This is a genomic window from Kiloniellales bacterium (assembly GCA_030066685.1).
Taxonomy (GTDB): Bacteria; Pseudomonadota; Alphaproteobacteria; order Kiloniellales; family JAKSBE01; genus JAKSBE01.
In genome coordinates, this window is record JASJBF010000017.1 from 31,032 (window position 1) to 45,560 (window position 14,529).

Annotated in this window: 11 protein-coding genes; 7 read left to right on the forward strand and 4 right to left on the reverse strand. The window is 69.4% G+C overall.

Annotation, left to right across the window (positions count from 1 at the left end):
- Positions 1-233 precede the first annotated feature (233 nt).
- The 3 genes from QNJ30_10860 to QNJ30_10870 are packed head-to-tail and all read left to right on the forward strand — an operon-like array spanning position 234 to position 6,250.
- Positions 234-1,298, forward strand: a complete 1,065-nt coding sequence (locus tag QNJ30_10860) for a LacI family DNA-binding transcriptional regulator (protein ID MDJ0943959.1) — start codon at positions 234-236, stop codon at positions 1,296-1,298.
- A 26-nt stretch (positions 1,299-1,324) separates the two neighbouring features.
- A complete protein-coding gene (locus QNJ30_10865; protein ID MDJ0943960.1) occupies positions 1,325-3,763 on the forward strand; it encodes an FAD-dependent oxidoreductase in 2,439 nt (812 codons plus the stop codon).
- Positions 3,764-3,775: 12 nt separating this feature from the next.
- Complete coding sequence (locus QNJ30_10870; protein ID MDJ0943961.1) at positions 3,776-6,250, forward strand: FAD-dependent oxidoreductase; 2,475 nt, start codon at positions 3,776-3,778, stop codon at positions 6,248-6,250.
- A 97-nt stretch (positions 6,251-6,347) separates the two neighbouring features.
- Here the strand turns inward: QNJ30_10870 and QNJ30_10875 are convergent, their stop codons facing one another.
- On the reverse strand, positions 6,348-8,003 hold the full coding sequence (locus tag QNJ30_10875; protein MDJ0943962.1) for a L,D-transpeptidase family protein: 1,656 nt from the start codon (positions 8,001-8,003) through the stop codon (positions 6,348-6,350).
- Between the two features lie 217 nt (positions 8,004-8,220).
- Between QNJ30_10875 and QNJ30_10880 the strand changes: the two genes are divergently transcribed.
- The 4 genes from QNJ30_10880 to QNJ30_10895 all read left to right on the forward strand — a co-directional run bounded on the left by QNJ30_10880 (position 8,221) and on the right by QNJ30_10895 (position 11,146).
- Positions 8,221-9,180, forward strand: coding sequence for a Gfo/Idh/MocA family oxidoreductase (locus QNJ30_10880; GenBank protein ID MDJ0943963.1), 960 nt, complete (start codon positions 8,221-8,223; stop codon positions 9,178-9,180).
- A gap of 95 nt (positions 9,181-9,275) precedes the next feature.
- Positions 9,276-9,914, forward strand: a complete 639-nt coding sequence (gene folE / locus QNJ30_10885; protein MDJ0943964.1) for a GTP cyclohydrolase I FolE — start codon at positions 9,276-9,278, stop codon at positions 9,912-9,914.
- 6 nt (positions 9,915-9,920) lie between these two features.
- Positions 9,921-10,409 (forward strand): DUF1499 domain-containing protein, encoded by a 489-nt coding sequence (locus tag QNJ30_10890; protein ID MDJ0943965.1) that lies wholly within the window; start codon positions 9,921-9,923, stop codon positions 10,407-10,409.
- On the forward strand, positions 10,406-11,146 hold the full coding sequence (locus QNJ30_10895) for an SDR family NAD(P)-dependent oxidoreductase (GenBank protein ID MDJ0943966.1): 741 nt from the start codon (positions 10,406-10,408) through the stop codon (positions 11,144-11,146). Before QNJ30_10890 ends, QNJ30_10895 begins: the two co-directional genes overlap by 4 nt.
- A gap of 117 nt (positions 11,147-11,263) precedes the next feature.
- On the opposite strand, the gene QNJ30_10900 is transcribed toward QNJ30_10895, so the two are convergent.
- Genes QNJ30_10900 through QNJ30_10910 form a run of 3 tightly spaced genes read right to left on the reverse strand, consistent with a single transcriptional unit; the run spans position 11,264 to position 14,289 of the window.
- The gene (locus QNJ30_10900) at positions 11,264-12,508 is read right to left on the reverse strand and encodes an FAD-binding domain-containing protein (GenBank protein MDJ0943967.1); all 1,245 of its coding nucleotides are present in this window, start codon (positions 12,506-12,508) and stop codon (positions 11,264-11,266) included.
- A gap of 4 nt (positions 12,509-12,512) precedes the next feature.
- Positions 12,513-13,451, reverse strand: a complete 939-nt coding sequence (locus QNJ30_10905) for a demethoxyubiquinone hydroxylase family protein (protein MDJ0943968.1) — start codon at positions 13,449-13,451, stop codon at positions 12,513-12,515.
- The gene (locus tag QNJ30_10910; protein ID MDJ0943969.1) at positions 13,441-14,289 is read right to left on the reverse strand and encodes an alpha/beta hydrolase; all 849 of its coding nucleotides are present in this window, start codon (positions 14,287-14,289) and stop codon (positions 13,441-13,443) included. The genes QNJ30_10905 and QNJ30_10910 overlap by 11 nt, the downstream gene beginning before the upstream one ends.
- Positions 14,290-14,529: the final 240 nt, after the last annotated feature.

A 14,529-nucleotide genomic window follows, 5' to 3' on the forward strand; every position in this document is an offset into this window, starting at 1 on the left:
CGGCCCCGGCATCCTCGGCCCGGCCGGCGAAGGCGGCCCCTCCCTGGCGGCCGCCGTGGAGTCCGATCTCGAGGCCCGGATCCCCGTCCCGCGGCGTCGCCTGAGGCGACCGTCCCTCGCCGACCGGTGTCAGCACCGTCCTCAGCACCCGCTTCCAGATCGCAGGGCCTTCTTTCCGCTCGCGAAAGGTGATAGGAAGGGGGAACCTAAAACGGTTACATGACCCGGCGCCCATGACCGCAGCCAAGATCAAGGCCAGGCCGTCCCGCCGCCCGGCGCACAACGGAATCCGCGAAGTCGCACGGGCGGCCGGCGTATCCATCGCGACGGTGTCGCGGGCCTTCAACCGGCCCGAGGCGGTCAATGCCGAGACCCGCGAGCGGGTCCTGGCCGCGGCCCAGCGCCTGACCTATATCCCCGACGGCGCCGCCCGCTCCCTGTCCTCCCAGAAGAGCTTCCGGGTCGGCGTCGTGATCCCGACCATGGACGACTCGATCTTCGCCCGCTTCGTCGAGGCGCTCCAGCAGCGCCTCGGCACCATCGGCTACGCCCTCTTGATCGGAGTCGACCGCTTCAACGCCGAACAAGAGCTGATCGAGGTTCGCAATCTGCTCGAGTCCGGGGTCGACGCCGTGGTGCTTTGCGGCGCGCAACGCAGCCAGGAAACCTACGAGCTGCTGGAGACCCGCGCCCTGCCCTATCTGATCACCCACGTCCACGCCGAGGATCCGACCCAGATCTCGGTCGGCTACGACAACCGCGAGGGCGCGGCCATGGCGACCCACTATCTAGCCGACCTTGGCCACGAACGGATCGGGGTCATGGACTACCCGCCCGAACGCAACGACCGGGCCGGCCTGCGGATCGCGGGTGTTGTCGAGGCCCTGGCCGAGCGGGGCCTGACGCTGCCGCCGGAGCGCCGGATCGAGCGGCCCTTCAGCATCGAGGAGGGCCGTATCGGGCTGCGCCAACTGCTGGCCCAGGACCCGCGCCCGACGGCGGTCTTCTGCGGCAACGACATCCTGGCCGTCGGCGCGCTCTTCGAGGCCCAGGCCCAGGGCCTGCGGGTGCCCGAAGAGCTTTCGATCGTCGGCTACGACAACCTGGAACTGACCGCCCAGGTGGCTCCGGCCCTCACCACGGTCCACGTACCGACCGGCGAGATGGGCGCCCGCGCGGCGGAAGTCCTGTCGCTGATTTTGAGCCACAAGTCGGTGCCGCGCAGGACCCGGATCGGCACCAGCCTGATCATTCGGAAAACGACCGGTCCGGCCCCGACCGCGCCGACGACAGCTTAGCAAGAAGGAAGAGTGGGAGAGGCGCCATGGCCGAGCTACCCGAGACGACACGTGTTGTGGTAATCGGCGGCGGCGCCGTCGGCTGCTCCTGCCTCTACCACCTCGCCAAGCAGGGCTGGAGCGACAGCCTGCTGCTGGAGAGCAACGAGCTGACGTCCGGCTCGTCCTGGCACGCCGCAGGGAACTGCCCGAACTTTTCCGGCTCCTGGTCGATCATGAAGATGCAGGCCTATTCGACCGCGCTCTACGGGCGCCTGGGCGACGAGGCCGACTATCCCATGAACTATCACGTCACCGGGTCGATTCGCCTGGCCCACAGCCGGGCGCGCATGGAGGAGTTCCGCCACGTCCACGCCATGGCCCGCTACCAGGGCCTCGACTTCGAGATGCTGGGGACCAACGAGATCAAGGACCGCTATCCCTTCATCGAGCTGCACGACCTGGAGGGCGGGATCTGGGACCCGGGCGACGGCGACATCGACCCGGCGCAGCTGACCCAGGCCTTCGCCAAGGCCGCCCGCAACCTCGGCGCCAAGGTCGTCCGCTTCTGCCCGGCTACCGGTCTGCGCCGGCTGCCAGGCGGCGAGTGGGAGGTCGAGACGCCGAAGGGCAAGGTCCGCTGCGAGGCCGTGGTCAACGCGGCGGGCTACCGCGCTGCGGAGATCGGCGCCATGGTCGGCCGCCAGGTGCCGACGGTTGCGATGTCGCACCAGTACCTGGTGACCGAGTCGATCGATGAGCTGACCGCCTACGAGGGCAAGATTCCGCTGCTGCGCGACCCGGACACCAGCTACTACCTGCGCCAGGAGCGCGACGGCCTGCTACTCGGCCCCTACGAGTGGCAGGCGACGCCGCATTGGACCCGGCCCGACGATCCCATGCCGGCCGACTTCTCCTTCCAGCTCTATCCGGACGACCTTGAGCGCCTGGAGGCCTACATCGAGGACGCCTGCGCGCGGGTGCCGATCCTCGGCACGGTCGGGGTGCAGAGGGTGATCAACGGGCCGATCCCCTACACCCCCGACGGCAACCCGCTGATCGGCCCGGCACCGGGCCTGAGGAACTTCTACGAGGCCTGCGTCTTCTCCTTCGGCATCGTCCAGGCCGGCGGCGCCGGCAAGGTCCTGGCCGAGTGGATCACCGAGGGCGAGACCGAGTGGGACATGTGGTCGGTCGACCCGCGGCGCTTCACCGACTACGCGACGCCCGAATACGTCCGGGCCAAGGCGGTCGAGCTCTACCAGAACGAATACGCCATCGGCTTCCCGCACGAGGAGCGGCCGGCGGGACGCCCGGCCAAGACCTCGCCGCTCTACGGCCGCCTGCAGGCCAAGGGCGCGGTCTTCGGCGCCCGCGGCGGCTGGGAGCGCGCCGTCTGGTTTCCGCGGCCCGGCAAGGACCGGCCCAAGAACGTGCTGTCCTATCACCACAGCAACTGGTTCGAGGCGGTGGCCGAGGAATGCCGTGCCGTGCAGAACGGCGTCGGGATCCTTGACCTGCCCGGCTTCGCACGCTTCGAGGTCACCGGCGAAGGCGCCGGGGCGTGGCTGGAAAGCCTGATCACCGGCAGCCTGCCCAAGCCGGGACGGATCTCGCTCGCCTACTTCTGCACGCCGCGCGGCCGCACCCTGACCGAGATGACCGTGACCTGCTTCGGCCCGGACCACTACTGGCTGATCACCGCGGCGGCGGCCGAGTGGCACGACCGCGACTGGCTGCAAAAGCACCTGCCCGACGACGGGCCGATCCGGATCGACAACGTGACCGGGCGCTGGGGCACCCTCGTCCTGGCCGGACCCAAGGCCCGCGAACTGCTGGCCAAGGTCACCGACTGCGACCTTTCGAACGCGGCCTTTCCCTGGCTCAGCCACCGGCCGATCACGATCGCCATGGCGCGGGGCGTCGCGATCCGGGTCAACTACGTGGGCGAACTGGGCTGGGAGCTGCACCTGCCGAACGAAGCCCTGCTCGCGACCTACGACCTGCTGTGGCAGGCCGGCGAGGCCCACGGCATCCGGGACTTCGGCATGTACGCCCTGGACTCGCTGCGGCTGGAGAAGTGCTACCGGGCCTGGAAATCGGACCTCTCGACCGACTACACGCCGCTGGTCGGCTCGCTCGACCGCTTCGTGCGCCTGAACAAGCCGGACTTCATCGGCCGCCAGGCCCTGATCGAGGAGCGCGAGGCCGGCAGCCCGGAACGCTGCGTGCCCCTGCTGGTCGACGCCGGCAGCGCCGACGCGCCCTACCTCTCCACGGTCTGGCAGGGCGAGGAACGGGTCGGCCTGGTCACCTCGGGCGGCTACGGCCACCGGATCGGCCGCTCCATCGCCCTGGCCCACGTCCGCAGCGACCTGGCCGAGGAGGGCGCGCGGCTCGAGGTCGAGATCCTCGGCGAGCGCTACAAGGCGGTGGTCGGGCGCGAGCCGCTCTACGACCCGAACAACGAGCGCCTCAAGGCCTGAGGGGGAACCGCCATGACCGTATCCCTTCCCGACCGGGCCCGGGTCGTGATCATCGGGGGCGGCGTGATCGGCTGCTCCGTCGCCTATCACCTGACCAAGCTCGGATGGAGCGACGTGCTGCTGCTCGAGCGCAAGCAGCTGACCTGCGGCACGACCTGGCACGCGGCCGGGCTGATCGGCCAGCTGCGCGCGACCCGCAACATGACCCAGCTCGCCAAGTACTCGGCCGAGCTCTACACCACCCTCGAGGCCGAGACCGGGGTCGCCACCGGCTTCAAGCAGAACGGCTCCGTCAGCCTGGCGCTGAGCGACGACCGCCTGGAGGAGCTGAAGCGCGGCGCCTCCATGGCACGGACCTTCGGCCTCGAGGTCCAGGTCCTAACCCCGCAGGACTGCAAGGACACCTATCCGCTGATCAATGCGGAGGGCGTGACCGGCGGGGTCTTCCTGCCGAAGGACGGCCAGGCCGATCCCGCCAACATCGCCCAGGCTCTGGCCAAGGGCGCGCGCAACGGCGGCGCCCGGATCCTGGAGGGCGTCAAGGTCACCGCCATCCACCGAAAGGACGGCCGGGTCACCGGCGTCGGCACGGACCACGGCGAGGTCGCCTGCGAAGCCGTCGTCAACGCGGCCGGCATGTGGGGCCGCGAGGTCGGCCGTCTGGCCGGCGTCAACGCGCCGCTCCAGGCCTGCGAGCACTTCTACATCGTCACCGAGAACCTGCCGGAGCTGCCACGCGACCTGCCGGTCCTGCGGGTGCCGGACGAATGCGCCTACTACAAGGAAGATGCGGGCAAGATCCTGCTCGGCGCCTTCGAGCCGGTGGCCAAGCCCTGGGGCCTCGACGGCATCCCCGAGGACTTCTGCTTCGACCAGCTGCCCGAGGACGTCGCCCATTTCGAGCCGATCCTCGAGGCCGCCATCCGGCGCCTGCCGATCCTGGAGACCGCCGGCATCCACACCTTCTTCAACGGTCCGGAAAGCTTTACCCCGGACGACCGCTACCTCCTGGGCGAGGCGCCGGAGCTGAAGGGCTTCTACCTGGCCTGCGGCTTCAACTCGATCGGCATCCAGTCGGCCGGCGGCGCCGGCAAGGCGTTGGCGGAGTGGATGGAGACCGGCGCGCCGCCCTTCGACCTCTGGGACGTCGACATCCGACGCATGCAGCCCTTCCAGGGCACCAAGGCCTACCTCTCCGAAAGGTCCAAGGAAACGCTCGGCCTGCTCTACGCCGACCACTTCCCCTACCGGCAGTTCGAGACCGCGCGCGGCGTCCGGCACTCGCCGTTGCACGAGCGCCTGGCGGCCGCCGGCGCCTGCTTCGGCGAGGTCGCCGGCTGGGAGCGGGCCAACTGGTTCCTGCCCACCGCGGCCCGTTCCGCCGGCGAGCGGCCGGAGTATCGCTATGCCTGGGGCCGTCAGAACTGGTTCGAGCACGCCGCGGCCGAGCACAAGGCGGTACGGGCGGGCGTCGGGCTCTTCGACATGACCTCCTTCGCCAAGATCCGGGTCGAGGGCCGCCACGCCGAAGATGTCCTGCAGCGGATCTGCGCCAACGACGTCGCGGTCGAGCCCGGACGGATCGTCTATACCCAGTGGCTGAACGGCCGCGGCGGCATCGAAGCCGACCTGACGGTGACCCGACTGTCGGAGACCTCTTTCCTGGTGGTCACCTCGGCGGCCAGCGGGCCGCGCGACCTGGCCTGGCTGAGGCGGCATATCCCGGACGACGCGCACTGCGTCGCGATCGAGGTCACCGGCGGCGAGGCGGTGCTCGCGGTCATGGGTCCGAAGTCCCGCGCGTTGCTGCAGCCCCTGACCGAGGCCGAGCTTTCCGACGAGGCCTTCCCTTTCGGCCGGGCCAAGGAAATCGACCTGGGCATGGCGGTGCTGCGCGCGCACCGAATCACCTACGTCGGCGAGCTCGGCTGGGAGCTCTACGTGCCGACGGAGATGGCCCGCCAGGTCTTCGACCGCATCGTCGAGGCGGGGGCGGATCACGGGCTCCGGCTTTGCGGCATGCACGCGCTGGACTCCTGCCGGATCGAGAAAGCCTACCGGCACTTCGGCCACGACATCACCGACGAGGACCATGTCCTGGAGGCCGGCCTCGGCTTCGCGGTCAAGCCGGACAAGACGCCGTCGAGGTTCGGCGACTTCCTCGGCCGTGAGGCGGTCCTGCGCAAGCGGCAGCAGGGGCTGTCCCAGCGCCTGCTGCAGTTCCGCCTGGCCGACCCCGAGCCCCTGCTCTACCACCACGAGCCGATTCTCAGGGACGGCGAGATCGCCGGCTACCTCTCCTCCGGCAACTACGGCCATCACCTGGGCGCCGCCGTCGGCCTGGGCTACGTCGCCTGCGGGACCGAGGAAAGCGGCGCCGACGTCCTGGGCTCGCGCTACGAGATCGAGATCGCCGGCGACCGCGTTCCGGCCGAAGCCAGCCTCAAGCCGCTTTACGACCCGAAGTCGGCGCGGGTGCGAGCCTGAGGAACAGGCACGCCAAACCGCAAGGGAGTGGCAGCGGACTCATGACCCCGTCTTCTGAAGCAGGCCGAAGTCTCGGCTGGCGATAGGGCCGCGCTCTTCACTCCTTGATGATCGGCTTCGGCCGGAACTTGTCCTTCAGAGCGGCGAGGACGCGGCTGTCCCGCTCGTAGATGTCGCGCCGGAAGCTGACCTGGCCGTCAGGTTCGACCCAGACAGTCCAATAGAGCAAGAGCACCGGCAGGGGCGTTTTGAGGTTCACCCTCGTGGTTTGGCTCGACGCGACGATCTCGTCGATCTTCTGGCGCGTCCATTCGGGCTGGTCGGCAAGCAGGAGCTCGGCGAAATCGAAGGGGTTCTCGATGCGCACGCAGCCCGAGCTCAGGGCCCGCTCCGACTTGGCAAAAAGGCCGCGGCTGGGCGTGTCGTGGAGGTAGACGAGATAGCGATTCGGGAACATGAACTTCACGAGGCCCAAGGCGTTCTCCGGCCCCGGCGGCTGGACCAGGGAATAAGGGAAGTTGCCCGCCTTGGACTTCGACCAATCTATCGACTTAGGGTCGACCTGCTTCCCGTTGCCGTCGACCAGGGTGAACCCCTTCTCGTAGATGTAGGAGGGATCCTTGCGCGCCTTCGGAAGGATGTCCTTGCCAAGGATACCCGGCGGCACCGTCCAGGTCGGATTGAACTCGATGAAGCGAATCTTGTCCTGAAAGACCGGAGTCTTACGGTAGTTCCGGCCGACGATCGACTTGGTGGACCAGATCTCCTTGCCGTCGCGGACCATATAGGTCTCGAAGCCGGCGATGTTGACGATGACGAAGGTCTCGCCGATCCCGCGCAGCACCCAGCGCCCCCGTTCCAAGTTGACGCGGATCTGGTCGATCCGCCCTTCCACCGGGACGTTGAGGACCTCGAGCGAGGTCTTGCCGACGACACCGTCGTCCTCCAGACCGTGGCGCGCCTGAAAGCGGCGGACGGCCTGCTCCAGATCGCCATTGTAGAGCTCTGACCCGGTATCGACGCCCTGAAAGTCGCCGGTCGCGGCGAGCCGGGTCCGCAGCACGGGCACCCGCGGATCCGACATGCCCGGCTTCAGCGCCGGACCGTCCGGCACGACCGGCCAGCCCCCCTTGTCGGCGATGGCCCGGTAGCGTGCCAGAGCCTCGAGCACGCCGTCATACCAGGAATCGGAGATCTTCAGCCCTTCGATGAAGTCGGCGACCTTCTCGCCGTCCAGGATCTCGTTCAGCTCCGCGGCGGGGTCCCCATCGACCAGAGGGCGTTCAAAGTTCCACTTGCCGTCGAGGTCGACCGGATCGACCTTGCCGAAATAGTGGTGGTACGCCAGGCGCGCCAAGGCGTCGGTCGAGAGGATGTCGAACTCGGCGCGGGTCGAGTCGTCCGCCCCGGACTGCGCGACCTCATCCTTGAGCGCGAGGAGGCGGGCTCTGTGAAATTCCTCCGGGTCCAGGCCGTGGTCCTCGCTCTCGTCGATCTTGTCGAGCAAGGCCGCAACGTTGCGCTCGGACGACCAGGCCGGGCGGAACTGCCGCTGGGTGTAGATCTTCGTAAGCAGGGGCTCGGCCGCGATCGAGCGGTCCTGGATCGAGAGCGCTCCGGGCTCGGCCATCCGCTCGACCCGGGACCGGATTTTCCCTTCGAGCGAAGCCGTCTCGGCACGTGCGACCCCGGGCCCCGAGAGCGCCAAAATCGCGGAAATCGCGGCAAGCGGCAACCAAGCAAAACGAGTCATGATAGTACCCCCCGTTTGCGTTCGCCCGATGTCCAGGCGGCTTCCAAAAGAAGCGGAACCTGTCGAAACCGGCTTGGTCCCGCAGATCCTTGACCGCACCGGCTCCAACTTCCCAATGCAGTCTTCTCGGTTAGCCAGGAAAGCAGACCTTGCGTCCAGAGGCAATTCGGTCAGGATCGTCGGCTTGCGCCCGTCGCAGAAGTCTAGGGGAAACGCGATGAGACCTGGTATCGCCTTTATCGGCCTCGGCATCATGGGCCACCGGATGCTGACCAACATGACCGTGCACGGCGGCTTCACCCTGGTCGGCGGCTGGGACCCGAGCCCCACGGCCCGGGACAAGACCCGGACGGCCTTCCCCGACCTGCCACTGGTCGAGGACCCGGCGGTACTCATCGCGGCGCCCGAGACCGAGGTTGTCTACATCGCCTGCCCGCCGGCGGCGCACGCGGCACACGCCCTGGCGGCCCTGGCCGCGGGCAAGGCGATCTGGTGCGAGAAGCCGCTGGGCGTCGACCTCGCCGAGAGCCGCGCCCTGGTGGAGGCCGTCGAGGCGGCCGGCGCCAGGAACGCGGTCAACTTCCCCTTCGCCGACGCCCAGGCGGCCAACCTGATCGACCGGGAGCTGAAGGCCGGCCGGCTGGGCGCGGTCGCCGGGGTCGACATCCGCCTTCATTTTGCCCGCTGGCCCCGCGACTGGCAGGCCGATGCGACCTGGCTGGCCGAGCGCGCCGAGGGCGGCTACGTCCGGGAGGTCTTCTCGCACTTTGTCTACCTGCTCCGGCGGCTTTTCGGGCCCACCGTGCTCAGGGATGCCGCCCTGCGCTATCCGGAGGACTCCAAGCTCTGCGAGACCCACTTCACCGCCCTCCTGGACTGCGGCGGGGTGCCGGTCTCGGCGGCCGGCAGCTCGGGCGGCGCCGGACCTGACCAGGTCGAGGTCACGGTCTGGGGCAGCGCGCGCGCCTACCGGCTTTGGGACTGGAACCGGCTCAAGTCCAGCGAGAACGGCGTCTGGCGGGACGAGCTGACCGAGCTCGAGAACCCGCGCCAGGACGGCTATATGCGCATGCTGGACAACTTCCGCGCCTTCCTGGCCGACGAGCCCAACACCATGCCGAGCTTCCGCAACGCCTTGGCCGTGCAGGAGATCGTCGAAGGGGTTCTGGCGCGGTGAAAGATCCGGTCGCCGCGTTCCCGCGTAGAGAAGCCGTGCCTAAACATGAGGTTGCCGAGCTGTCGGCACCGCCGACCGAGAGGAGAGTCCTACCGATGAATGCGCAGACACGGCTCCAGGTTCACACTGCTGAGACGCTCTCGCCCGCCGGCCGGCCGGAGCGCGCCGAGGCCGAGGCCGCGGTCCGCACCCTGCTGCGCTGGGCGGGCGACGACCCGGACCGCGAGGGCCTGATCGACACGCCGGCTCGTGTCGTACGCGCCTACGAGGAGTTCTTTCGCGGCTACGGCCAGGACCCCGAAGATATTCTGCGCCGGACCTTCGAGGAGACCGACGGCTACGACGAGATGGTCGTGCTCAAGGACATCCCCTTCGAGAGTCACTGCGAGCACCACCTGGCGCCGATCCTCGGCAAGGCGCACGTCGGCTACCTTCCGGAGCATCGGGTGGTCGGCATCTCCAAGCTCGCACGGGTTGTCGAAGCCTACGCCAAGCGTCTTCAGATCCAGGAGAAGATGACGGCACAGATCGCCAAGGCCATCGAGGACGTGCTGCAGCCGCGCGGCGTCGCCGTTGTGGTCGAGGCCAGCCACCAGTGCATGACCACCCGCGGCGTGCACAAGGCCGGGGTGACCATGGTGACAAGCCGCATGCTCGGCGCCTTCCGCGACGACGCCATGACCCGGCGCGAGTTCCTCGCGGTGATCGGCAATCCGGCCAGCTCCGGCAGCTGAGCCATCATGGCACGGCGGCGCGGCCCTTCGGCGATCACCACGGGACTCCTGGTCGCCGTCGGCCTGCTCACTGGCTGCGCCGCAAACACGGAGCCGCAGGACCTGCGGGAGCTGCGGCGGTCGGACAGCCCGAACGACTCCCTCGCTTGCCCGCCCGGGATCTGCACGGCCGAAACAGACTTTCAAAGCCCTGTCTTCGGGACCTCGCCGGAGGCGGTGCTGCAGGCGCTGCGAGAGGCCGTCGAGGACCAGCCGAGGACCGAGCTCGCAGCCGAAGTGCCGGAGCCGGAGCAAGTGATCTATGTCCAGCGCAGCGCGGTCTTCCGCTTCCCCGACACCGTCTGGATCCAGCCCGTCGTCCTGCCCGAAGGCAGCTCGGTGATCATCTACAGCCGGTCGAACTACGGCTATAGCGATTTCGGCGTGAACCGGGAGCGGGTCGGCCTCTGGATCGGTCTCTTGCGGGCCGCGCTGGCCGCAGATCTCGTCCGATGAAGTCCTTCGGAGACGGCTACACTGCCATGGTGGTCGGCGCCTCGGGCGGTCTGGGTCACGCCTTCGTCGAAGCGCTGCTGGAGGACCCGGCCCTGCGCGGTCTGCTCGCCTGCAGTCGCGCCGATCCTTGCCTGAGCCACCCGAAGGCCGCCTGGCAGCAGATGGACCTGGAGGACGAAGCCTCCATCGCCACCGCCGCCGAGGCGGCGGAGTCCGTGCTCGGGCCGCTGCACCTGGTGATCGTCGCCAGCGGCCTGCTCCACGACGGCGCGGGCCTGCAGCCTGAAAAGACCTGGCGAAGCCTGGAGGCCGAGGCCCTGGAGCGCAGCTACCGGGTGAACGCGGTCGGCCCGGCGCTGCTGGCCAAGCACCTCCTGCCGCGGCTCGACCGCAGCCGCAAGTCGGCCTTCGCGGTCGTGACCGCGCGGGTCGGCAGCATCAGCGACAACCAGCTGGGCGGCTGGTACGCCTACCGCGCCTCCAAGGCGGCCGCCAACATGCTGGTGCGGACCCTCTCGATCGAGCTGGCGCGGCGCAATCCGGGCGCGCTCTGCGTCGCGCTCCACCCCGGCACCGTGGACACGCCGCTGTCCCGGCCCTTCCAGCGCGGCGTCCCCGAGGGCAAGCTATTTTCGCCGGCCAAGTCGGCGCGGCACCTGCTGGACGTATTGGATCGGCTTGGGGCGGATGACAGCGGCCAGCTCTATGCTTGGGACGGCCAGCGGATTCCCTTCTGACGGGCCTCGCGAGAAACACGCCGCGCCGGGCAGTACCGGATCGGAAGCGAAGGCCGTTTCCAGTGTTTGAGCGCAGCACTGTCGGCCAGACGCAAAGGCGTTCGATCGGGACCTGCGCTAATTCAGGCCGAGTCGCGCGAAGACGGCCGGGATCTGACGCTTCAGTCCGAAGAAGCCCTTGGTCGCATGCGGCCAGAAGGCGTCGTCCCAGCGCCGGCGCAGGCGCAGGAGTTGGATCCCTTCGAGCCGCAGCGCGGCTTCGATCCTGTCCAGTTTTTCCTGGACCGGGCCGACCGGCGCATAGGGGGTAACCACCTGGCGAACGCTCAATTCGCGGGCCCAGGCCGCCAGTTCCTTTGCCTCAATGCCTTCGGTGAGCGCAGACGGGGTCAATCCAAGACCCCGCCCGGCGCGGTCGAGACCGTCCCGCAGCGCGCCGCGGGCAAAATCCGCGGCAAGCGTGCCGGCGCCCAAGGGTGAGCGCGCCGCCGTGCAGACCGCCCCGGCGATGCCGAGCACCCGGCCGTCTTCCAGGCCCAGGTCCTCGATCCGCAGGTCCTCTTCCGTGATCAGCAGCGCCGAGGGCTCGGCCGGCGCGCGGCTCACCGCGGACGGCAGGGGCGTCGGCGCAGGGGCAGGCGGCTCTGACAAGGCCGGCGCGCGGCCGGAAAGCTCGGCACCCGGGCGGAAGCGGCCTCGCGTGTAGGTTTCGATGTTGCCCGGCCGCGCCAGGTAGGTCTTGCCCCGGGTATGCAAGCCGGCAACCCAGCGCCAGGATAGCGTGTTGGACGCCGGATCGCCGTCCAGCAGATGACGGAGAAAGAAGTCGGCGCCCAGCGCCCAGGGCAGCTTCAGGGTGAAGATCCAGATGCTGGCGAACCACATCCGGGCGTGGTTGTGCAGGTAGCCGGTCGAAACCAGCTCGCCCGCCCAGGCGTCGAAGCAGGCGATGCCGCTCCGCGCTTCGACCGCCGCCTGCCAGCGGCGGCGCGACGCGGCATCATCGTCCAGTGCGGCAAGGCCGGCATCCACTTCGGCGCGATAGGCGTGCCAGATTCCCGGGCGCATCTCCAGCCAGCCTTTCCAGTAGGTGCGCCAGCAAACCTCCTGGATGAACTTCTCCGCCGCGCGGAAGCTGTGCCGGCCGAGAACCGCGCGGATCACCTCGTCCTCGGTGACCAGGCGGTGCCGGATCCAGGGCGAAAGGGTCGAGACGTTGTCGTGCGCCCCGGCGCCCTGGTCGTAGTTTCGCGTCTCGGCATAGCGGCGGCCGGCGCGCGGCAGAAAGGCTTCGAGCCGTCGCAGCCCTTCCGCCCGGCTCGGCAGCCAGGCCCGGTTCTGGACTTCGGCCAGGGCGCCCATGCCCTCAGATCCGCCGCGCCAGGGCGACCGCCGCTGAAGAGCCGCCGCCGACCAGGGCGGCCCAAAGCCGGCCAAAGGGCCCCGGCGCGCCGCCGTGGTGGTGCCGGGCCTCGTCGCGGTGCTCGAGCTCGTCCTCGCGGCAGCGCTTCAGCAGGGTCAGGATTTCCGGCTGTTCGCCGCCGGCTTCCAGGGCGTCGATCTGGGCGCCGTAGTGGCGGTCGACGAAGGTCTCGACCGCGTCGACGGTCAGGTAGACCGCCCGCGGCCCGAAGAGCGCCGGCAGGGCGCCGGTCAGCCAGCCGGCCAGGCGCCAGAGCGGCAGCAGGCGGCTGCGCGCTCGAGGCGGCAGGACCTCGTTCAGGGCCTGCAGGTGACTGGCCTCGGTCGCCAGGTGGCGGGCCGCGAAGTCCCGAACGGCGGGATCGCGGGTCACGGCGGCCATGCCCTTGTAGATCCACACGGCGCCGGTCTCGCCCGCGTGGTCCGAGCGCAGCTCGGCCAGCAGCCAGGCCGGCAGGTCGCAGGCGCCGTCGTCTTCCCCCTGGACGAGGAGCCGTTGGAGCCGCGGACGCAACCGCAAGAAGGCGTCGTAGGCGCGGTCGGCGAGCCAGCCCGTCTCCCGGAAACCGAAGGCCCAGCCCAGGGGCCGGAAGGCCGGCAGGGCCCGCCAGACCGCTGCGAAGGCCGGGCCGCCCGAGAGCCGGCTGCCGTCCGGCAGCAGCACGTGAAAGCGAGCGAGCGCGGCGCAGCGCGGCAGCCCGGGCGCGACCTCGCCCTCGGGCAGCCCGCTGACGTCCAGCCATCGGATGGCGGCCGCGCCGCGGCGGCGGCGATAGAAGGCGATCTCGCGCCGGCACAGCGGGCAGGCGCCATCGTAGAAGACCGTCAGAGCCGGCGCCGCCGGTCCCCGCACCCCTTGCAGGCTTGACGTATCAGGCGCCATGGTTCGGAAGCCCCTCGATGAAGGCCAGGGTGGAGTCCACGACCGGCGCGTGGTCGTCGAAGGGCTCTGCGAGGGCGAGCAGGACCCAGATGTGGCCGATCCGATCCAGCGGCTGGTAGCGGGTCTCTGCGCCGAGGTCCGTCAGACGGACCGCCAGCTCTTCCGAGTTCCGGGGCCGCACCGTGGTGTCGTCCAGGCCGTGGATCAGCAGGCTCGGCGGCGCATCGCCCCGGGCGAAGTTGATTGCCCGCGCCCGCTCGGCCGGGACCGCGCCCTCGAAGATCGGACGGATGCGGCGGTACCGCAGCGGGTCGAAGACGTAGGGACCGGCCAGGCCGACCCAGCCGTCGACGGCTTGGGACGGAAGACCCTGCGCTTCCAGGTAACGCGGGTCGAGCGCCAGAAGGGCCGCGATCTGTGCCCCGGCCGAGTGGCCCATCAGGACCAAGGGCCGCGACCGAGCGCCGTCGAGGTTCTTTCGGATCCAGCCCACGGCCAGGGCGCCGTCCTCGACGAAGCCCGGGAAGCGAACCTCGGGATAGAGCCGGTAGTCGGGGATGACCGTGGTATAGCCGCGGCTGGCGAAGGCCTCGCCGACGAAGCGGTAGCCCTGCCGCGCGCCCCGCCTCCAGCTGCCGCCGTAGAAGAAGACCACGGTGCCCTTCGAGACCTCGCCCGCCGGCGGCCGATAGACGTCGAGCCGGTGCCGCGCCTCCGGCCCATAGGCGATGCCGGTCTCGGCCTGATGGCTGTCTTCGGGCACCAAGGAGTTCACCAGCCCCAGCGGCGAGCAGGCCGGGAGTGCCAGGGCCAGGAGCGGCGCGGCGAGAGTCTTCAAGGATGTTTTAAGCCTAGCCATACCCTTGTCTACGGGTGTCGGGCGAAGAAGGATGAAGCAGGGCGCACCTTGCCCTTCAGCCAAGACCCGAGCCCGGGATCTGCGCCGACAGGGGCCAAGCGTTCCCGAGGGCAAGCTGCGCGCCCTGGGCGCTGTAGCGTCGCTGGGCAGGGGATCGCTTATGTGGATGCTTAGCCGGAACTCGCAGCCCTCAGGTCAACAGCGGTTCGATCATGACCT